Annotated in this window: 19 protein-coding genes; 11 read left to right on the top strand and 8 right to left on the bottom strand. The window is 68.5% G+C overall.

Translation table 11 applies throughout. The features are described 5' to 3' along the window. Nucleotides 1-26 precede the first annotated feature (26 nt). Nucleotides 27-572: a DUF7344 domain-containing protein gene (locus tag D1409_RS01315; RefSeq protein WP_123533276.1), complete on the top strand. Its 546-nt coding sequence runs from the start codon at nucleotides 27-29 to the stop codon at nucleotides 570-572. Nucleotides 573-1,471: 899 nt separating this feature from the next. Here D1409_RS01315 and D1409_RS01310 read toward each other — a convergent pair. Then, nucleotides 1,472-1,747, bottom strand: coding sequence for a winged helix-turn-helix domain-containing protein (locus D1409_RS01310; protein ID WP_123533274.1), 276 nt, complete (start codon nucleotides 1,745-1,747; stop codon nucleotides 1,472-1,474). Between the two features lie 293 nt (nucleotides 1,748-2,040). Here D1409_RS01310 and D1409_RS01305 point away from each other — a divergent pair, with 293 nt between their 5' ends. From D1409_RS01305 to D1409_RS01290, 4 genes are all read left to right on the top strand, one after another. Further along, nucleotides 2,041-2,619: a metal-dependent hydrolase gene (locus D1409_RS01305; RefSeq protein WP_123533272.1), complete on the top strand. Its 579-nt coding sequence runs from the start codon at nucleotides 2,041-2,043 to the stop codon at nucleotides 2,617-2,619. Nucleotides 2,620-2,892: 273 nt separating this feature from the next. Next, complete coding sequence (locus D1409_RS01300; RefSeq protein WP_123533270.1) at nucleotides 2,893-3,375, top strand: DUF7344 domain-containing protein; 483 nt, start codon at nucleotides 2,893-2,895, stop codon at nucleotides 3,373-3,375. A 69-nt stretch (nucleotides 3,376-3,444) separates the two neighbouring features. After that, nucleotides 3,445-4,044, top strand: a complete 600-nt coding sequence (locus D1409_RS01295; RefSeq protein ID WP_123534771.1) for an acyltransferase — start codon at nucleotides 3,445-3,447, stop codon at nucleotides 4,042-4,044. Continuing rightward, entirely contained in the window at nucleotides 4,041-5,144 is a 1,104-nt protein-coding gene (locus tag D1409_RS01290) for a DegT/DnrJ/EryC1/StrS family aminotransferase (protein WP_123533268.1), read from the top strand. The genes D1409_RS01295 and D1409_RS01290 overlap by 4 nt, the downstream gene beginning before the upstream one ends. Nucleotides 5,145-5,192: 48 nt before the next feature. Here D1409_RS01290 and D1409_RS01285 read toward each other — a convergent pair whose 3' ends face one another. Then, complete coding sequence (locus D1409_RS01285; RefSeq protein ID WP_123533266.1) at nucleotides 5,193-6,947, bottom strand: asparagine synthase-related protein; 1,755 nt, start codon at nucleotides 6,945-6,947, stop codon at nucleotides 5,193-5,195. A gap of 593 nt (nucleotides 6,948-7,540) precedes the next feature. On the opposite strand from D1409_RS01285, the gene D1409_RS01280 reads away from it, so the two are divergent. The 4 genes from D1409_RS01280 to D1409_RS01265 all read left to right on the top strand — a co-directional run bounded on the left by D1409_RS01280 (nucleotide 7,541) and on the right by D1409_RS01265 (nucleotide 11,255). Beyond that, nucleotides 7,541-8,449 (top strand): polysaccharide deacetylase family protein, encoded by a 909-nt coding sequence (locus D1409_RS01280; RefSeq protein WP_123533264.1) that lies wholly within the window; start codon nucleotides 7,541-7,543, stop codon nucleotides 8,447-8,449. Nucleotides 8,450-8,670: 221 nt separating this feature from the next. Then, nucleotides 8,671-9,636, top strand: coding sequence for an NAD-dependent epimerase/dehydratase family protein (locus D1409_RS01275; RefSeq protein WP_123534769.1), 966 nt, complete (start codon nucleotides 8,671-8,673; stop codon nucleotides 9,634-9,636). 84 nt (nucleotides 9,637-9,720) lie between these two features. Further along, nucleotides 9,721-10,704 (top strand): glycosyltransferase family 2 protein, encoded by a 984-nt coding sequence (locus D1409_RS01270; protein ID WP_123533262.1) that lies wholly within the window; start codon nucleotides 9,721-9,723, stop codon nucleotides 10,702-10,704. Nucleotides 10,705-10,982: 278 nt separating this feature from the next. Continuing rightward, a complete protein-coding gene (locus D1409_RS01265) occupies nucleotides 10,983-11,255 on the top strand; it encodes a hypothetical protein (RefSeq protein ID WP_123533260.1) in 273 nt (90 codons plus the stop codon). 58 nt (nucleotides 11,256-11,313) lie between these two features. Here the strand turns inward: D1409_RS01265 and glmS are convergent, their stop codons facing one another. Both glmS and D1409_RS01255 read right to left on the bottom strand, forming a co-directional pair. Further along, nucleotides 11,314-13,125, bottom strand: coding sequence for a glutamine--fructose-6-phosphate transaminase (isomerizing) (gene glmS / locus D1409_RS01260; RefSeq protein WP_123533258.1), 1,812 nt, complete (start codon nucleotides 13,123-13,125; stop codon nucleotides 11,314-11,316). Between the two features lie 194 nt (nucleotides 13,126-13,319). Then, the gene (locus tag D1409_RS01255; RefSeq protein WP_123533256.1) at nucleotides 13,320-13,817 is read right to left on the bottom strand and encodes an HTH domain-containing protein; all 498 of its coding nucleotides are present in this window, start codon (nucleotides 13,815-13,817) and stop codon (nucleotides 13,320-13,322) included. 349 nt (nucleotides 13,818-14,166) lie between these two features. On the opposite strand from D1409_RS01255, the gene D1409_RS01250 reads away from it, so the two are divergent. Then, nucleotides 14,167-14,838 (top strand): DUF502 domain-containing protein, encoded by a 672-nt coding sequence (locus D1409_RS01250; protein WP_123533254.1) that lies wholly within the window; start codon nucleotides 14,167-14,169, stop codon nucleotides 14,836-14,838. A gap of 4 nt (nucleotides 14,839-14,842) precedes the next feature. On the opposite strand, the gene D1409_RS01245 is transcribed toward D1409_RS01250, so the two are convergent. The 4 genes from D1409_RS01245 to D1409_RS01230 form a co-directional block, all read right to left on the bottom strand. Beyond that, complete coding sequence (locus D1409_RS01245) at nucleotides 14,843-15,463, bottom strand: hypothetical protein (protein WP_123533253.1); 621 nt, start codon at nucleotides 15,461-15,463, stop codon at nucleotides 14,843-14,845. 97 nt (nucleotides 15,464-15,560) lie between these two features. After that, nucleotides 15,561-15,845, bottom strand: a complete 285-nt coding sequence (locus D1409_RS01240; RefSeq protein WP_123533251.1) for a DNA-directed RNA polymerase subunit L — start codon at nucleotides 15,843-15,845, stop codon at nucleotides 15,561-15,563. A 73-nt stretch (nucleotides 15,846-15,918) separates the two neighbouring features. Next, a complete protein-coding gene (locus D1409_RS01235; protein WP_123533249.1) occupies nucleotides 15,919-16,191 on the bottom strand; it encodes a C2H2-type zinc finger protein in 273 nt (90 codons plus the stop codon). Further along, nucleotides 16,188-17,588, bottom strand: coding sequence for a hypothetical protein (locus D1409_RS01230; protein WP_235853473.1), 1,401 nt, complete (start codon nucleotides 17,586-17,588; stop codon nucleotides 16,188-16,190). Before D1409_RS01230 ends, D1409_RS01235 begins: the two co-directional genes overlap by 4 nt. Nucleotides 17,589-17,772: 184 nt before the next feature. Here D1409_RS01230 and D1409_RS01225 point away from each other — a divergent pair, with 184 nt between their 5' ends. Continuing rightward, entirely contained in the window at nucleotides 17,773-18,642 is an 870-nt protein-coding gene (locus D1409_RS01225; RefSeq protein ID WP_123533247.1) for a cytochrome c oxidase subunit 3, read from the top strand. Nucleotides 18,643-18,648: the final 6 nt, after the last annotated feature.

Genomic DNA, 18,648 nt, shown 5'->3' with positions numbered 1-18,648 from the left:
CAGAACGGCGCGGGGGCTAATCGGGGATGTCGATAGAGGACGAGACCCTGACCCAGGACGTCGTCTTCGACATCTTGAGTAGCGCGAGACGACGGTACGTTCTCTACTTACTCCGCACCGAAGACGCTCCGGTCGAGCTTACCGAGCTGGCCGAGGACGTCGCGGCCTGGGAGAACGACACGACTGTCGAAGAACTGACCAAACAGCAGCGCAAACGCGTGTACGTCTCGCTGTACCAGACGCACGTGCCGAAACTCGAGGACGCCGGCCTCGTCGAGTACGACCAGGACACGGGCGAGGTCGAGCTTACGTCGGCCGCCAACGACGTCGACCAGTACCTGAACCCCAGCGAGCGCGAGGTCCCGTGGCAGTACCTCTATCTGCCGCTCGCGATCCTCGGGATCTCGCTGGTCGCTCTGTCGAACCTGAACGTCTGGATCTTCGCGGACATGACCGAAGTGACGCTGGGCGTCATCATCTTTTCCGGCTTCCTCCTCACCGTCGGCGCACACATCGTCGTCTGGGCGATGAACCGCCGTCAGGTCCCGGACGACCTGCGTCGTCAGGCGTGACCGGCGAGGACAGCCAGTGGGTCTCGGACCGCCTGAGCGGCGCCACACGACGCTTCGACCGTCGCCGACACCCGAAGTGTCGGTGCTCGAGACGACGCCGACGAGACGCCGCGCTGTCCGCTGCGCGTGGCGAGCGTCGCCCGAGTCGGGCGGTGGTCGAGACTACGTGGTCGCAATCGCGGCCGCCAGAAACCAGCGGCTGTCGCTCGAACGGACGCCCGCAGTCAGTCCTCGGCGACGTCTTCGGGGAGCAGCTGTTCAGGGTCCCGCTTGTACGCTGGAGTGTCCGCGAACTGCGCGATCCGCTCCAGATCACTGTCGGAGAGATGTTCCGTCATCGACTGATCGGTGGTCCTACGACTCCATAGTAATCCATCCCCTAAAGCCGCTTCGCGATACGCGGTCGAACAGCGCCTGTTCGGCCACTGCTCGGCACGTATCCGGGAATCGATCGCCCCTATCACGACTGTCCCTGCCGGGTAGTCGGCACGCCGGTCGCCGGAATCCCGCAATCGGGTAGAAACCGCCTCCACTGGCCCGCAGCACCGACGAACGATGCCAGATCCTCTCGTATCGGACGGACACACGTCGCTGGGCTCGCCGACCTCGACCACGGTTCGCGAGCGCGAGCGACCGCCCGCGGAATGGACCCCGTTCCTGCGATCCGGTGGACCCTAACTTGTTCTTACCCGCCAGAAAGCATTACAAACCTATGCCTGTAAAGTGGGCTGCCCGCGGGCGGGTCACGTCGGGCGACGAGTCGGTTGACACGGGCGGTATATGGGGGCGTTACCGTCGTTTGAATCAGCTTACTCGGCGAATTTCGAAGAAGAGGGCTCGGGACGGGGCAGCCGGCGGTGGCGGTCGCTTCGTCGGCAGTCGCGACGGGGGCGGCTGGGTCAGACCATGTTCTCCGCTTCGATCTTGTCCCAGACGGCGCGTCCTTGCTCGGTGAGCCCGTAGACGCGGCCCTTCTTCCGGTCGTCGGAGACCAGGAGGTCTACGAGCTCTCGTTCTCGCAGGCGCTGGAGCGCCCGCGAGACGTGTGCGATGCCCACGTCCTCGTCGGAAGCGATCTGCGACGGCGTCGAGGGGCCGTCTGCGAGTCGCTTGAGGACCGCGACACGGTAGCGCGAACTGATGACGAAGCTGACGTCGTCCCAATCTGTGCTCATTGTTGAATGCGGAAGTTGCGGGATACGGTGTGAACGCCTGCGACCCACACCAGGTCGGTAACCGGGTACTCACACGGCTGTTGTCTGTGGGACCCGCTTGCGTCCCAGTTTCCGCTGTACTCACACCGAGTCGGCTACCACGTAAAGAGGTTTCGACGCTCCAGATATTTCGCTTTCCGTACCGCGATTACCGCCCGAAGAACGCCGAGGCTGACTCCCCGGCCGAAGCCGTAACGAGACCATAACAATCCGGCAGGCTTCCCCCCACCCGCGCATGAACAGGATCCGCTGATATGTGGCCCTGGGAACACCTCGCGGTCGGCTACCTCGCCTACACCGCGCTCAGTAGACTCGTCTTCCGAGCCCCGCCGACTACCGGCGGCGCCGTCGCGGTCGCCCTCGGCACGCAGTTCCCCGACCTCGTGGACAAGCCGCTGGGCTGGTGGCTCGGCGTCGTCCCCGGCGGGACGACCGTCGCCCACTCGCTGCTGACCGCGGTCCCGCTCTGCCTGCTCGTCCTCCTGGTCGCCGTCCCGACGGGACGGGGACGGCTCGCCGTCGCGTTCGCCGTCGGCTACCTGAGTCATCTCCCGGGGGACGTCCTGTATCCAGTCGTCCTCGGCGGCGACCCCAAACTGTGGTTCCTGCTCTGGCCGCTCACGCCCGCGCCCGGATCGGGCCCGTCCGCGGTCCTCCCGCACTTCTTCGAACTGGTCGAACTGTTCGCGGCCTTCCTCTCGACCCCGCTCGGGGCCGTCTACCTGGTGAGCGAACTCCTGTTCCTGGCGGTCGCGGTCAGGGTCTGGTTCCTCGACGGCAGCCCCGGACTCGAGTGGACGCCGCTGCGCGCGAGCCGGGTGAAGAAACTGTGATCCGCCCGGCGGGTCGGGAGGCCGAGGGCACCGCTCCGGATCACGGCCCGGCCGACGAACCGCGAGTTGGCCGCCCCATCCCCAGATGCCGAACACTCGTTCAGAAAGTTAGAACGCGAAATGTGACAATGTGGAACGTATTTGCGGCAGTTACCGCCTGACACGGGAGGGTCGTGGCTGCGTGCCGGCGCCTCCTGCCGGGATCAGTTATACCGAACGTACCCCCGACGACCCGGGCGAGAATATATAACTATCGAACGAGAAGGTCCAGATATGGGGTCAGAGCACCCACAGGAGAGTCGGCAGACCGACCCGGACCGGCAGCGACGCGAGTCTTCGGGGGGAGACTCGCGGTCGGGCGACGGGTCGGGGGCCGACGGGGTATCGAACGAGCAGCGGGGTCGCGGCCATGTCTCCGGGGAAGCGAGTCAGGTGTCGGTCGACGACCTCTTCGAGCTCCTGGCGCACCCGGGCAACCGATACGCGCTCGCGTATCTCGTCCGTACCGACGGAGTCGTTCCGCTCGACGAACTCGTCGAGTCGGTGATCGAGCGAGGGGGGACGCCCGACGGCATCACGACCGCCGACTTCCGCGACCAGATCGCGACGCGACTCGTCCACTCGAACCTGCCGAAACTCGACGACGCCGGGCTCGCCGACTACGACGCTTCGGAGAAGACAGTCCGGTCGACGGAGGCGACGGCGGTCGCGGTCCCGTATCTCGAACTCGCGATGGAGCAGTTCTCGCCCGACTGAGCGTCACGGAGCCTGCACTGACAGGTCCTCATTAACAAAGGACGGTCCGTGCCGACAGTCGACCGTCACATGAGCGAGCACGACCTCCAGACAGTCCAGACCGGGGAGCGCTGCGACATCGCCGAGACGGCGGTCGTCGGCGAACCCCACGACGCGAGCGACGGCCGGACGCGGATCGGCGACGACGCCACCATCCGCGGGGGCACGATCGTCTACACCGACGTCGAGATCGGCGACGGCTTCTCGACCGGACACCACGCGCTCGTCCGCGACGGGACGACTATCGGCGACGACGTCCTCGTGGGCAGCCACACGGTCCTCGACGGCGACCTCGACGTGGGGTCGGGCGTGAGCTGTCAGACCGGCGTCTACCTCCCGCCCGAGACCACCGTCGGCGACGACGTCTTCCTCGGGCCCCACGCCGTCGTCACGAATGACCCGTACCCCGTCCGGTCGACGAGCGAACTCGTCGGCGCCACGCTCGAATCCGACGTCTCCGTCGGCGCGAACGCGACGATCCTCCCCGGGGTCACCGTCGGCGAGAACGCCTTCGTCGCCGCCGGCGCCGTCGTCGCCGAGGACGTGCCGGCGGACACGCTCGCGGTGGGCGCTCCCGCCGAACACGCACCGCTTCCCGAGGAACTCCGCGGGGGGAACGATTTACCATGAGTCTCGAAGACCACCGCGAAGTCCCGATCGCCGCGCCCGCGATCGGCGAGCGGGAACGCGAACGGGTGGACAACGTGCTCGACAGCGGCATGCTCGCCGACGGGGAGGAGGTCCGCGCGTTCGAGCGGGAGTTCGCGACGACCTGCCACGTCGACCACGGCGTCGCGACCTCCAACGGGACGACCGCGCTCCACACCGCGCTCCGCGCCTGCGGCATCGGCGAGGGCGACACCGTCCTCACGACGCCGTTCTCCTTCGTCGCGACCGCCAACGCCGTCCGCTTCTGCGGCGCCGAGCCCGTCTTCGCCGACATCGACCCGGAGACGTACAACCTCGACCCCGCCTCCGTCCGCGAGGCCATCGAGATCCGCGGCGGCGACGTGGACGCGATCCTGCCGGTCCACCTCTACGGGCTGCCCGCGGAGATGGACGCGCTGTGCGCCCTGGCAGAGGAGTACGACGCGGCGCTGATCGAGGACGCGGCGCAGGCTCACGGGGCTCGCTACGACGGGGAACCGGTCGGGTCGTTCGGCGACGCGGCCACGTTCTCCTTCTACCCGACGAAGAACATGACCACCGCCGAGGGCGGGATGGTCGTCACCGACGACGCCGAGATCGCTGACCGCGCCGCGCGGTTCGTCAACCACGGCCGCAACGACCGGTACGAGCACGTCGAACTCGGACACAACTTTCGGATGACGAACGTCGCCGCGGCCATCGGCCGCGTGCAGTTGAAGCGACTCTCGCGGTTCGTCCGCGCGCGGCGCGACAACGCGGCCGCGCTCACCGAGGTCATCGAGGATACGCCGCTCGATCCGCCGACCGTTCCCGACGGGCTCGACCACGCCTTCCACCAGTACACCGTCCGAGCGCCGGACCGCGACCGACTGGCCGACCACCTCGAAGAGAAGGGCGTCGGCACCGGCATCTACTACCCGACGCCGATCCACGAACAGCCCGCGTACGACGGCGTCGACGAGCGGTTCCCGGTCGCCGAGCGGGCGGCGACGGAGGTGCTCTCCCTGCCGGTCCACCCGGGGCTCACGGAGGCCGACCGCGACGCGGTCGTCGACGCGGTCGCTATGTACCAGATCCAGTAACGCCGAAGGTCGGTCGCGGAGAAGCGCGGACTCTTCTGCAGGTCGCTTTCAGACTTCGACTGCGCGACGAGTGACAGATCGGCCACGGCCGTCGAGGTGCGTTCGCGCCCACAGCTCTATCCCCGTCAGCGCGGCGACCGGCGTGAACGTGGAGAGTTCTCCGGCGGCGAGCGCGTCGTGGAGCGCCGTCACGCCGTCGGCGTCGACGACGTCGCGTTCACCCACCCGTTCCAGCAGGTCGTCGACGAACCGGCGGAAGCGGTCGTCGGTCGCGTACCGGCCGAGGTAGGCGTCACCGTCGGTCGCCAGGGACGCGGCCTCGGCCGTCGTGCCCCCGCCCCGGACGTCCGGTCGCGAGGTCCCGCCGCTCCCGTTTCCGGTGGGGATCTGGGCCAGTTCGGGGTCGAGCCGGCGGACGACCGCCCGGCGGATCGGCGGCTGACCGCCCGCGACGGGGTCCGAGAGGGGGCGCGTCCCCACGCGGTAACAGGCCGGCATCCGCGCGGTGGTGTCGAGCAGCGACTCGGCGGTGAGGCTCCGGGTCCCGACCTGACTCCGCTGGACCGAACGACCCCGGAGGTCGGTGGCGGCCCGGAGCGTCCGGGCGGCGTCGACCGCCGTCCGTTCGCTCGGGCCGTCGACGCAGGCAGAGACGGTCTCGGTGGCCGCGTCGAGCGGGTCGACGGCCACCGTCAGGAGGTCACGGACCGCGTCCGCGGGGAGCAGTCGCTCGTGTTCGTAGAGCGCGGCGGCGGCCGAGTCGCCGGCCTGGAGCGTCCCCGCCCAGGGCGCGACGCCGAATCCGGGGTCGCCGTAGAGCAGCGTGTCGGCGTCGTCGTGGAGTCGGCCCGTGGCGTAGGAGAGTGCGTCGACCGTCGTCCACGGGACCATCGCGTCGGTCGCTTCGACGGCGTCGGCGACGGCGTCGACGAGATGGCGGTCGGGGTCGTCGTGGACCTGTCTGTTCGGGACGTCCAGGTAGGCGGCGACCTGCGCGGCCGACTCGCGGTCACCCGCAGTCCGGTGGCCACAGGTCAGCGTCTCGACCGGGACCGACTCGTCGGCGAGCACGCCCGCCGCGATCCGACTGTCTCCGTCTCCCGGGAACCACAGGGAACCGTCCGCGGCCGTCGTCGCCGCGTCGACGAGCGCCCGCCGGTAGTCGGCGAGCCAGCGGTCCGGGTAGCCCGACGGGGCGAGTCCTTCCGACGTCGGTTCCCAGTAGCGCTCCGTCCGCGCCTCGCCGTCGAAGACCAGGTGGGTCGCCGGCGGGAGGCTCTTCACCCCTTCGACCAGCGTCCGCTCGCCGAGGACCCCGCCGAACGAGAGCAGGTCGGCGACCGAACGCGGGTCGAGCGCCGGGTCGTCGACGCACGAGAGGAGCGGACTCAGTTCGGACGCGAAGTCGATCCCGTCACCGGTCGCGTAGTAGAGCGGTCGGCTCCCCGCCCTGTCGGTCGCCAGGTGGACCACGTCGGCGCGGGTGTCGACGCACGCGAGCGCGAACGGGCCGTCGAGTCGTGCGAGCGTCTCCCGTCCGTCGTCGACGACGCCGCGGAACAGCTCACCCCAGGAGAGGCCGAGTCGGTCCCGGTTCGAGACTACCCCGTAGACGACCCCTATCAGTCCCTCGCTGCGCCAGACGACGTTCGCGTCCGGGTCCCGGCTGGCGTGTTCCAGCACGCCGAACGCGGCCGATCCGTCGCTCGCCCGGTCGAGTTCGTACCAGTCTTCCCGGTAGAGCGCCGCCGCCATCTCGTCGAGCCGTCCGTCCCCCGACACGGTACCGATCAGTCCCGTCATAGACCGAGCGTGGCCGCACCCGGGTATTGTTATTGGCTCCCTGAACTGTTCGCGCTCCGATATCAGTGTCGATAGCGACCGAATGTCCCCGCCCCGCACGGCGAATCGGACCGCCCGGTCACCGTGTCAATCGAGCGCGGAGATTTCGTATTCGATATCAGATACGAGCCGTGATAAGACAGAATACTGTCTACAGATCGCACGATCGACCGGCGATCGACCGGCAACCCACATCGAACGCAGACGCAACGTTTCCGGTAGTTTGGAACGGTCTCGACGTCCTGTTTCGGTCTCGCATCTGCAGGGCCGCGGATCGATTCGAACCGGCTCGTGAGACAGGATCGTCGGATTCTCGCCCGAGAATGCCCATATACCGCGGCTCTGCGACCAACCGCACATTTCACACATACAGTTCTATGAAACTGAATTACCTCGAAACTATGTTACTAAGGAATTCGTCTTGTCCGAACGGAGAATCGCGGAAGACGGCCGTGGGGACAGGCCCCGGTCCGTCCGGGCCGGTCGGCGGGTAGCGACGGTATAACAATCACTCCGAGTAGCGTCCGTCGTGACGTGAACGGGTGTATCGACGCGTGGGATCGGTAGTCCTCTCGATAGATGCCGAACTGGGCTGGGGGTTCGTCGACTACGAGACCCCGCCCGAGGACAGGGTCGCGAGCGGTCGCTCGGGGTGGCAGACGCTCTGTCGGTTGCTCGACGAACGTGACCTGCGGGCCACGTGGGCCGTCGTCGGCCACCTCCTGCACGACGCCTGCGACGGGCGCCACCTGGACCACCCGATCGGCTCGGACTGGTTCGCGCCCGAACGCGGAGCGTGGGCCGACCGTCGGGACGTTACCTGTGCCCCTGACCTCGTCGAACGGGTCAGGGCGTCGGGACCGGACCACGACATCGGCTGCCACACGTACTCGCACGTCGAGTTCGGCGACCCCGGGACAACCCGGGACACCGCCGCCGCCGAGCTCGAACGCGCTCGCGGCGTGATGGACGCGTTCGGACTGGACCCCCGGTCGTTCGTCTTCCCGCGGAACAACGTCGGCCACGTCGACCTCCTGTCGGAGTACGGGTTCGAATCCTACCGGGGGCAGCGCCCGGTTCCGAGACGGTCCCTGACGGAGAAGCTCCGCACCGTCGCCTACGGCGGCGGCCATCCGCCGCTGGTCACCCCGCAGATCCACGACAGCGGTCTCGTGAACATTCCGGCGTCGCTGTTCCTCTACAGTTTCGAGGGAGTGGCGCTACGGGCCGCCCGTCACGCCGTGGGCGACCCGGTCGTGAAACTCGTCGAGCGTGGGCTCGACGCCGCCGCCGAGGAGGACGGCGTCCTCCACCTCTGGCTCCATCCGAACAACCTCGTCGGCGAGCCCGAGCGACAGCGGATCGAATCCGTCCTCCGTGCGATCGACGCCCGCCGCGACGAGGTCCCCGTCGAGACGATGGCCGACGTGGCGAGGCGCGAGCGAGCGGCGCGCGTGCGTTGAGGGGGCGCTGACTCGACGCAATCGGGCGTTTCAGTCGCTGATACTCGCGAAAGCGGCGGCTATGGACGAGTCAGGAGACGAATAACAAAGAGCGCGGTCCCCGCTACTCGGACCGATGTGTGTGTCAGAGCCAGCGGGCCGGGCGCGAGCGGCGGGAGCCGAACGAGACGGTGACGGCCGACAGCCGGGCGACCGTGCACGGGTCGAAGGGGTGGGCCGTCGTGTCGACTGAACTCGGTGCCGACCTCGTGGGACAGTCGGTCCTCGTGACCGGCGGTGCGGGCTTCATCGGGAGTCGCCTTGCAGCAGCGCTGACCGACCACTGCGAGGTGACCGTGCTCGACGACCTCTCGCGGGGTGACGCGGAGCGCGTCCCGTCCGGGGCCGAACTGATCCGGGGCGACGTTCGCGACCCGGCGGACCTCGAGAGCGCGATAGACGGCGCGGACGTCGTGTTTCACCAGGCCGCGCTCGCGGACGTGCGGACATCCCTCCGCTCGCCCGTGGAGGGGAACCTCCGCACCGCATCGGGGACAGTGAAGGTGCTCGAGGCGGCCAGACGCGAGGACGCGCGCGTCGTCACCGCGTCGAGCGCGGCGGTGTACGGTCAGCCCGACGCGCTCCCGATCCACGAGTCCGACCGGACGGCCCCGACCACCCCGTACGGGATCGACAAGCTCGCCGCCGACCAGTACACCCGCGCCTTCGCGGACCTGTACGGCCTCCCGACCGTCGCCCTGCGGTACTTCAACGTCTACGGGCCGGGCGTGACCGACGGCCCCGACAGCGGCGTCGTGAGCGCGTTCCTCGACCGGGCCCGATCGGACGCCGTCCTGACGGTCCACGGCGACGGGACCCAGACGCGCGACTTCGTCCACGTCGACGACGTCGTACAGGCCAACCTCCGCGCAGCGACTACCGAAACGAGCGGCCGGGCGTACAACGTGGGGACCGGGACTGGGGTCGCCGTGCGAGAGGTCGCCGAGCGGGTGACGCGGGTCCTCGACTCCGACAGCGACATCGTCCACGGGGACCGCCGCGAGGGCGACATCCAGCACAGTCGGGCGTCGATCGGACGCGCGCGGAGCGAACTCGGATACGAGCCGACAGTTTCCTTCGGCGAGGGACTGGAGACGCTGGTCGACGACGACCGGGCCGCTGTCCCCGGGCGAGTCGGCCGGCAGTGAGCCCCAAACCTGGCCCTTCGGCCGTATGCCGGCCATAACAAAACCCGACGTGTCCCTAGGAGCGATAGGCGACCAGACACGCATATGTATCAGAATACGACAATCGGCGTCGTCGTGCCGGCGTACAACGAAGCGGGCTTCGTCGGCGACGTCATCGACACGATCCCGGAGTTCGTGGACAGGATCTACGCAGTCGACGACGCCTCGACGGACGAGACGTGGGACGAGATCTGCGAACGTGCCGAGAAGTTGAACACCCCGACACCGGAGCTGGTCGGTGACGGGGGAACCGAACGACGCGTGGTCCCCATCCAGCACAGCGAGAACCGCGGCGTCGGCGGCGCCATCAAGACCGGCTACCAGCACGCCCTCGCCGACGGCATCGAGGTCGTCACGGTCATGGGCGCCGACGGCCAGATGGACCCGGACCTGATAGACCGGATCATCGACCCCGTCGTCGACGGCCGCGCCGACTACGCCAAGGGCAACCGCCTCCTCCTCGGCGACCACTACGACTCGATGCCGCGCTTCCGGTACGTCGGCAACGTCGCTCTGACGTATCTGACTCGAATAGCCAGCGGTTACTGGGAGCTCGGCGACCCGCAGAACGGCTACACCGCGATCTCCGACCGGGCGCTCGAGGCCGCCGACATCGACGAGATGTACGAGTTCTACGGCTACTGCAACGACCTCCTCGTCAAACTGAACGTCGCGGACATGCGCGTCGTCGACGTGCCGACACCGGCCGTGTACGGCGAGGAGGAGAGTCACATCAGCTACTCGTCGTACATCCCCCGCGTCTCGGGTATGCTGTTCCGTAACTTCCTCTGGCGCCTCCGCGCGAAGTACGTCGAGGAGCGCCTCCACCCGGTCGCGCTCTGTTACGCGCTGGGCGGCGGCGGACTCGTCGCGGGCGTCCTGGGCGGATTCCTCGGACTCGTGTCCGACGTGTCCGTCCCCGCACCGGCGCTGTTCGGGTTCGGTCTGCTCTTCCTCCTGGTCGCGATGGCGCTGGACAAGCGCTCGAACGAACATCTCACGGCAGTCGTCTCGACCGTCCTCTCGTAACGGGCCGAATTCGGGCGGTAAGAGGAGCTTATCGGCGGTTGCCCTATCGATCCCCCGGGTAAGCGACGGCAAACGTCGTGCGTTCCCGGGCGGATGCGTGGCTCACGGTACCACGGCCCGCTGCAACTACACCGCAAGTAATTGGTAACCGAACAGCGCGTTTCTACGGGGAAATTCGTCCCAAACCGACAGTAGCGTTATACGAGTAGGTGGGCATTACCGGAAACGTGACCCCGAGTCGTGGCGGGCGACGGCCGGCCGGCACGGGACGATGAACAATGACCGAAGAAAACGATAACGCCGATATGTGGACGGATGAACAGACGACGTCGCGCGGGGGATCCGACCTCCCGACGGACTGGCGCGACCAGCCCGTCGACCCCGACCTCGAAGAGAACCTCGGATACGAGCTGATCGCGTGGGAGAAGATCAACGTCGTGGACAACCCGGATCAGGTCATCTTCCTCCCGAACTCGGAAGAGCAGCTCCGGGACGACGCGTTCATCGTCTCGTCGGAGAGTTCGGTGTGTGATCTGACGGACAAGCGATGAGGCGACGGCGGTCGAGCGTTCGTCGACCGACGGCGAGTGCGACGAGTGCGACGGCGGGTCACTCCACGGTGACGCTTTTGGCCAGGTTGCGCGGCTTGTCGACCGGCCGGTCGAGTAGCGTCGCCGTATGATAGGACAGGAGTTGTAGCTGGACGTTCGCGAGGAGGCCGACGAGTTCGGGATGGGTTTCCGGCACCCACAACACGTCGTCGGCGACCTCGGCGACCGACTTCTCCGACCGCGGGGCGACCGCCACGACCGGTGCCCCGCGGGCACTCACCTCCTCTATACTCCCGAGTAGCTTCTCCGTGTGCGCGCCCGTGCAGACGGCGAACACCGGCGTCGACGGCGTCACGAGCGCCAGCGGCCCGTGTTTCAGCTCGCCCGCCGGGAACCCCTCGGCGTGTTCGTAGGAGATCTCCTTGAGCTTGAGCGCCCCCTCGAGCGCGACCGGGTGGGCGGTCCCCCGACCGACGAAGAAGTACGCGTCGCTGTCGTCGTAGCGCCGCGCGAACGACGGCGCCCGCGTCTCGGACAGCACCGACTCGACGTCGTCCGGGAGGCGGTCGAGCGCCGACAGGAGCGCCGGCGCGCTGTCGCTGTGGTCCCCTCGCACGTCGCGGCGGATGCGCTCGGCGAGGAGCGTCAGCGTCGCCACCTGAGAGGAGAACGTCTTCGTCGCCGCGACGCCGATCTCGGGCCCGGCCCGGATCAGGACCGCGGCGTCGCACTCGCGCGCCGCCGTCGACCCGACGACGTTCGTGACCGCGAGCGTCCGCAGCCCCTCCGAGGCGCCGCGCCTGAGCGCGGCCAGCGTGTCCGCGGTCTCGCCGCTCTGCGTGACGCCGACGAGGACCGTCCCCGCCTCCGTCGGTGGCGCCGTCATCGCGTACTCGCTCGCGAGGAAAGCCCGCGCCGGGACGCCCCGGTCGCGGAGGAGCTGCGCGCCGTAGAGCGCGGCGTGATAGCTCGTCCCGCAGGCCACGAACTGGACGCGGTCCACGTCCGCGAACGCCCCGTCGGGCAGCGATTCGAGGGCGACCGCTCCGCCGTCCGTGCGGCCCCGCACCGCCTGCGCGATCGCCGTCGGCTGTTCGTCGATCTCCTTTCGCATGTAGTGGTCGAACGCCCCTTTCTCGACGTCCTCGGAGTTCCAGTCGATGGACTCGATAGGACGCTCGACCGGCGATCCCTCGGTGTCGGTGATCTCGTAGCTGCTGGGCGTCACCCGGATCACGTCGCCGTCTTCGAGGTACACCACGTCGTCGGTGAACTCCAGGAACGCGGGGACGTCGCTGGCGAGGTGGTACGCCTCCGTCCCCCGCCCGAAGACGAGCGGAGAGCCCTCGCGAGCGGCGTAGACGGCCTCCTCGTCCTCGTGGACGAGCGCGACGGCGTAGCTCCCCGAGAGGTCGTCGACCGCGAGCCGGAACGCCGTCTCGACGCTCGCACCGGAGTCGAGGTACTCCTCGACGAGGTGGGGAACCACCTCGGTGTCCGTCTCGCTGGTGAACGTGTGACCGGCGCTCTGCAGTCGCTCTCTGAGTGTCGCGTGGTTCTCGATGATCCCGTTGTGGACGACTGCGAGGTCACCGTAGCAGTCCGTGTGTGGGTGGGCGTTGGCGTTCGTCGGTGCGCCGTGCGTGCTCCAGCGGGTGTGTCCGAGACCGACGCGGCCGACGAGCGGTCTGCGCGAGAGGAGGGCCTCGAGGTCGTCGACCTGCCCTTCGCGCTTGACGACCTCGACGCCGTCGCCGTTCGCGACGGCGACGCCCGCCGAGTCGTACCCCCGATACTCGAGGTTCTGGAGGCCGGTCAGGAGGGTCGATACGGCGTCGTCCGCGCCGACGGCAGCGGTGATTCCGCACATCACTCCCACCCCGCGGCGAACGAGTCGAATCCGTCGGTTGCGGTCGCGTGACGTCGCGCGACTGGCGGCTCTACCATACCCTCGAAGAGCGACGAGTACGGTATTGTTATGTTTCGGCTTTCGCCCCGCCGCGGCGAGTAGGGAGCGGATATGGCGGGACGACGCCGACGTCTGAATCTGCCGATAGCGGCCCGTTATCGCTCGGCGACGAGTTGCTGGCCCTCACTCAGCGTGTCGAGGGCCGAAATAAAGTCCCCGACGGTGTACGACGAATCGTCCATCTCACAGGGGAAGACACCGGTGAGCGTGCCGTCGCAGTACAACGCGACAGTGACGCGGGGCGGGACCAGCGCGCGCGCCGTCTCGTTCGTGATGCTCGAGTCGAGCGTCCGCGTCTCGAAGAAGGGACTCGTGGAGGCGTCGAACTCGTCGCCCCACTCGTCGAGTTCGCGAAAGCGGTCGAGGAGCGCCGCCTCGGCGTCCGTCTCCGTGCAGGTTCCGCAGAGACAGAGTCGGTTGCCGGTGACCTTCACGGAGACGCCGTCGATCGTGGACTCCTCCGAGAGCTCGTCGAGCCTGGAGATGAGCGTCTCCTGTGTCGCTTTCACTCCCAGCGGCGGGAGCATCGAGCGGACGAACACGTCGACGTGTCGCCGGTCCGCGGTCGCGAAACTGTCGCTGGCCGATCGCATCCACGCCCGAAAGTTCGATTCACCCCGCTGGTGGGAACGGTCTCGTGTCACAGTCGCTACGGTCAAGTCACTCGACGCTCTTGAACGGGGTCGACTGTTCACGACGTAACAGCGTAGTACTAGTCACGAATATCCGAGTAACACCCGGAAACCGGCCCACGGACTGCGCACGGCGATCCTCCACTGACCGCGTCACTACCACTGGCCGCGTCACTGGCCGTCGACGCGCCGACCGCTGCTCGACCGAAGTATGGCTGGCGCCAACCGACGGGAACGTGACGACTACCCTCGGTAGCGTCGTCGTTCTCGTCGGCCACAGGTTTTTCATTTCGCGGGACCACCCCGGAGTATGCGGGTGACCCGTCGTCTCAAGGAGAGTTTCGTCGCGGGACTGATCCTCGTCGCGCCGCTCGCGGTCACGCTCTACGTCCTTCGGATCCTGGTCTCGTGGTCGCTCCAGTTCGTCAATCCGATCGTCGTGGAGTTCGGACTCGTCGAGACCGCGGCGAACGTCGAACTCGCCGCGCAGGGCATCGCCGTCGCGCTGATCGTGTCGGTGATCACGCTCCTCGGACTGGTGGCGCAGTGGTCGGTCGGGAAACACCTGTTCGGCAACCTCGGGCGGACGATCAACGTCGTCCCGCTCGTGAGCACCATCTACGGGAGCGTCCGACAGGTCGCGACCTCGCTGGTCGAGAGCGGGTCGCAGTTCGAGCGCACCGTCCTCGTCGAGTACCCGCGGGAGGACGTCTACTCGATCGGACTGGTGACCGGCGAAGGGCGGTCGAGCATCGACGAGGTGGCCGGCGAACGAGCGTACTCGGTGTTCCTGCCCAACAGCCCGAACCCGACCGCCGGCCGCCTCGTGATGGTCCCGGAGTCGCAGATCCACGAGACGGACATGAGCGTCCGGGAAGGGCTACGGATGGTCGTCACGACCGGCATGGGCGGCGAAGAGGCGGACCCCATCGACGCGTACGACGAGTACGACGAGCCCGTCGTCGCCGACCCGGATCGATAGTCGCTCACTCGGGGAGGACGTCCCCGAGCGACGCGCCGACGGCCATCACGACGCCGGTGACGAGACACTGGGCGAACGCGACCGACGGGTCGCTCCAGTCCACCCGGCGCCAGACTGTCATGAGGCCGATCGACATCCCCGAGGCGATGGCGAGGATGCCGATCAGTCGCCGGGGGACCACCCCGGCGATCATGTCCGACTCGACCTCCTCGAACCGGGCGGCGTAGAGGATGCCCAGCACGACGGCGAGTCCGAACAGCGCCGTCACCGCGAGCGCGGGGACCGAATAGGCGATGTCCTCGCCGATCTCCAGCGTACCGCCCTCGACGATCATCGGGATGCCGAAGACGAACGCGCCGACGACCGCCTCGCCCGCGTCCCGCAGGTCGAAGGAGTCGCGGATCCGCCCGAACACCCGGGGCGTCCCCGCGCGGCGCGCCGTACGCATCGCCTCGCGGACCTGCTCGCGCTCCTCGGGGGAGTCGACCATGTCCTCCAGCGTCTCGAGGTCGTCGAGGACGTCGTCGATGTCGGGTTCCGGTTCGGGATCGGTCGGCCCCCCGTCGGCGCGTGCCGACGTCGTTCCGCCACTCGCGTCCGACGTATCGTCCCGTTCGGTGCCCATGCCCGGGTCGACGGGCGAGCGGACAAAAAGGGTACTCACGCGCGACCGGGCGCGACGGCTCGCGGACGTGGTGAGAGCGGAGAGAACGGAGTTCCGGTCAGGCGGCCGCTTCGAACGCTTCGCGGAAGGAGTCGGACTTGTCGACGACGCGCTGGGCGCCGTCCTCGAGCGCGTCGAGGGCGTCGACCCCCTCCTCGGTCTTGATCGTCAGCACGGGGTCGGTCTGGCCCCCGGACTGCTCGGGGTTCACGTCGTACGTCGCCGCGGTGATCCCCTCGCTCTCCAGCAGTGCACCCTTCAGCACGTTCATGAAGGTGTGGTCTTCGCCCGCGATCTCGATAGAGATCATCGTCGGCTCTTTCTCGATGACCCGAAGTTCCATACCCGTATCCAGCGCGCTCGCGCGCATCAAACTTACGTTACGACGGGAGCGGGTCACACCGACGTGACGACCGTCAGACCACCGCGTACACCATCAGGAACCCGAAGTAGAGCAGGACGAGCAGCGCCACCGCCTTCAGTCGGAAGCGGCCGAGCCTGCTCGTCTCGGCGTCGTACGCCTCCTCGTACGCCTGCCGCTCGTCGTCGTCCACGGCGTCGGGGTGGGACCGTCCGCGGTGGAGCGCGAGCAGGAACTCGCTGTCGAAGGGCCGTCCGCAGTGGCGACACTCGACGGCCGTTCGGTCGGGCGGTACGTCGTAGGCCGGCTCGGGGCTGTCGTGTCTCATGGGAGGTAGGGGAGGGGCACGTCCGGTCGGGTGACGATCCAGAGGCTCGCCATCGTGTAGAAGATCATGACGGCGATGAACGGATACTGGCTGCGGATTGCCTGCAGGCGGCCCGGGAAGAGGTCGAAGGCCGTCGTGTGGGCGGCGAGGATGCCCAGCAGGTGCCCGCCGAGGACGCCCGCGATGGCGACGCCGCCGAACCAGCCCGGGACGACGAGCAGGGGCGGGTCGACGGTCGCCAGCGGCGCCGTCACCGCCGCGGCGAGCGCCGGCGTCAGCGAGAGGAAGTAGCCGAGGAAGTGCGCGACGTGATAGCCGGCGGCGATAGCCAGCAGCGGCGGCGCGAATCGGCGGGCGAGCGTCGCGCTCGCGACGAAAGTCGGGGCGGTCCGACGCGAGAGTCGCGCGGCGAGCAGGTAGACCCCGAAGAAGAGGGCGAACCCGGCGACCATCGCACCGGGGTAGAGGAGGATGGGTGGGAACCCGAGGCCGACGAGGCCGCGGGCGAGGTCCCGCCACGCGGGCGTCGCGACGAAGCCGTCGAAGGTCGTCACCCAGAGGAGCGCGACGACGAACGCGGCCTCGTCGACGCCGTCGAGCAGGTCCGTCGAGAGCCTGGCGCCGGGGAACCGAAGCGCGAGCGACCCGTCCGCGTCGCGGCCGACCGGCGCCACGGCGCCGTAGTAGCGGAACACCCGCGCCACCGGGTCGACCGCCCCGAACCACGTGTCTGGCCCGTAGACGACCGTGCCGGCGAGCGTCACGACAGAGTAGGCGACCACCGTGAGCGCGAGGACGCGCGGCTCGTCGGCCAGCGGACTGACGACCTCGACCCAGACGAGGACGAGCAGCCCGGCCACGCTGGGCCAGGCGCCGAAGCGCCAGCGGTAGCGCCGGCCCAGGTCGGGGAGGGCCGCACCGATCGTCCGCCAGGGGTTCAGCGCCGGCCAGGCGTTGCCGACGAGATACGTGCTCATCGCGAATCCGGCCCACCACCCCGCCCAGACGATCACGACCGCCGGGTTCGAGAGCGGGTCGGTCGGGCCGACGAACCCCGTCACGACGACGCCGACCAGGCCGACGACGCCGAGCGCGCCGACAGCCCAGCGCAGCGTCCGCTCGCCGGGGAGCCCGACCGGCCGGCGACGCTCGACCAGCCAGTCCAGCGCCGAGCGGTCGGTCACGAAGCTGGCGAGCAGGAACGAGGCCCCGACGACGGCGCCACCGGTGGCCAGCATCAGCCACGTCGGCACGGACAGCGACTCGCGGGCCGCACCGCCCAGCGACCCGCCGTGGGCGAGGACGGGCCGCGCCAGCGCGGCGAGTGTGAGCGCCGTGACTCCCGCGGGGAGCGTCCGCCGCACCGACCGCCGTATCGACCGCCGTCGTCGGTCCATCTGTCGGGGCTTAGGTGCCCCACCCGGTGAAAGTATCGAAGCCGAGCGGCGGACCGCCGTCGACTCGCGTCGCTTCGTCCGTCGGCGCGAACACGTTCGGCGTCCCACACGAACGATCGGGCGATACCGGACGGCCGAGGACGGTTTGAGAGGCTTTTTAGTGTTGCTGGCGCAAGCGTCCCGTATGAGTCTCGCGGACGATACGACAGAGGACCACGGGGACCACGGCGGTCACCACCTGCCAGCGGTCGAGGACTGGCCGCGCGGGTTCGGCGAGGCGAGCTGGTGGCCGTTCATCACCGCCGTCGGCGCGGCGGGCATCTACGTCGCCGCCGCGCTCTTCGTGCTCGGACGGGCCGAAGACCCGCTCGTCGGACCGATGGTCGGCCCGGCCGCCACGGTCGCAAGCATCGTGCTCTTCCTCGCAGGCCTGTACGGCTGGCTGTACCACGCGTTCGTCGTCAACTTCTGGGAGCGGGGCACCGACCACCACAGCGCCCACACGCTCAGGCTCGCGATGATCTGTTTCCTCGGGTCGGAGGTCGCCACCTTCGGCGCCGGCTTCGTCTACTACTTCTTCATCCGGGCGGGCGCCTGGCCGCCCGAGAACCTCCCGCACCTGCTGGGCAGTCTCATCGTCATCAACACGGCGATTCTCGTCCTCAGCAGTTTCACCCTCCACTTCGGTCACGTCGCACTCCGGAAGGGCAACCGGTCCCGGTTCCTCCAGTGGATGGCCGTAACGCTCACGCTCGGGATCGTGTTCATCGGCGGGCAGGTGTACGAGTACTACGAGTTCATCGTCAACGAGGGGTTCACCCTCACCGAGGGCGCGTTCGGGTCGGCGTTCTACGGCCTGACCGGTCTCCACGGCCTGCACGTGAGCCTCGGGGCCGTCCTGCTCGGCATCGTCTTCGTGCGCGCCCTGAAGGGCCAGTACTCCGCGGAGCGACACACCTCCGTCAGCACCGCCTCGATGTACTGGCACTTCGTCGACGTCGTCTGGATCTTCCTCGTCGTCGTCCTCTACGTCGGCGCGGAGATCGGCGCCTGAGCGCCG

The sequence above is a fragment of the Halosimplex salinum genome, from assembly GCF_003730195.1.
Taxonomy (GTDB): Archaea; Halobacteriota; Halobacteria; order Halobacteriales; family Haloarculaceae; genus Halosimplex; species Halosimplex salinum.
Note: the sequence above shows the minus strand (reverse complement) of the source record. Positions and strands in the feature narration are given on the sequence as shown.

Coding starts and splice junctions, on each gene's coding strand:
- D1409_RS01270 (WP_123533262.1), top strand. CDS start 9,721: ATGTATCAGAATACGACAATCGGCGTCGTCGTGCCGGCGTACAACGAA.
- D1409_RS01240 (WP_123533251.1), bottom strand. CDS start 15,845: ATGGAACTTCGGGTCATCGAGAAAGAGCCGACGATGATCTCTATCGAG.
- D1409_RS01290 (WP_123533268.1), top strand. CDS start 4,041: ATGAGTCTCGAAGACCACCGCGAAGTCCCGATCGCCGCGCCCGCGATC.
- D1409_RS01255 (WP_123533256.1), bottom strand. CDS start 13,817: ATGCGATCGGCCAGCGACAGTTTCGCGACCGCGGACCGGCGACACGTC.
- D1409_RS01310 (WP_123533274.1), bottom strand. CDS start 1,747: ATGAGCACAGATTGGGACGACGTCAGCTTCGTCATCAGTTCGCGCTAC.
- D1409_RS01225 (WP_123533247.1), top strand. CDS start 17,773: ATGAGTCTCGCGGACGATACGACAGAGGACCACGGGGACCACGGCGGT.
- D1409_RS01305 (WP_123533272.1), top strand. CDS start 2,041: ATGTGGCCCTGGGAACACCTCGCGGTCGGCTACCTCGCCTACACCGCG.
- D1409_RS01250 (WP_123533254.1), top strand. CDS start 14,167: ATGCGGGTGACCCGTCGTCTCAAGGAGAGTTTCGTCGCGGGACTGATC.
- glmS (WP_123533258.1), bottom strand. CDS start 13,125: ATGTGCGGAATCACCGCTGCCGTCGGCGCGGACGACGCCGTATCGACC.
- D1409_RS01265 (WP_123533260.1), top strand. CDS start 10,983: ATGACCGAAGAAAACGATAACGCCGATATGTGGACGGATGAACAGACG.
- D1409_RS01235 (WP_123533249.1), bottom strand. CDS start 16,191: ATGAGACACGACAGCCCCGAGCCGGCCTACGACGTACCGCCCGACCGA.
- D1409_RS01230 (WP_235853473.1), bottom strand. CDS start 17,588: ATGGACCGACGACGGCGGTCGATACGGCGGTCGGTGCGGCGGACGCTC.
- D1409_RS01300 (WP_123533270.1), top strand. CDS start 2,893: ATGGGGTCAGAGCACCCACAGGAGAGTCGGCAGACCGACCCGGACCGG.
- D1409_RS01315 (WP_123533276.1), top strand. CDS start 27: ATGTCGATAGAGGACGAGACCCTGACCCAGGACGTCGTCTTCGACATC.
- D1409_RS01245 (WP_123533253.1), bottom strand. CDS start 15,463: ATGGGCACCGAACGGGACGATACGTCGGACGCGAGTGGCGGAACGACG.
- D1409_RS01285 (WP_123533266.1), bottom strand. CDS start 6,947: ATGACGGGACTGATCGGTACCGTGTCGGGGGACGGACGGCTCGACGAG.
- D1409_RS01295 (WP_123534771.1), top strand. CDS start 3,445: ATGAGCGAGCACGACCTCCAGACAGTCCAGACCGGGGAGCGCTGCGAC.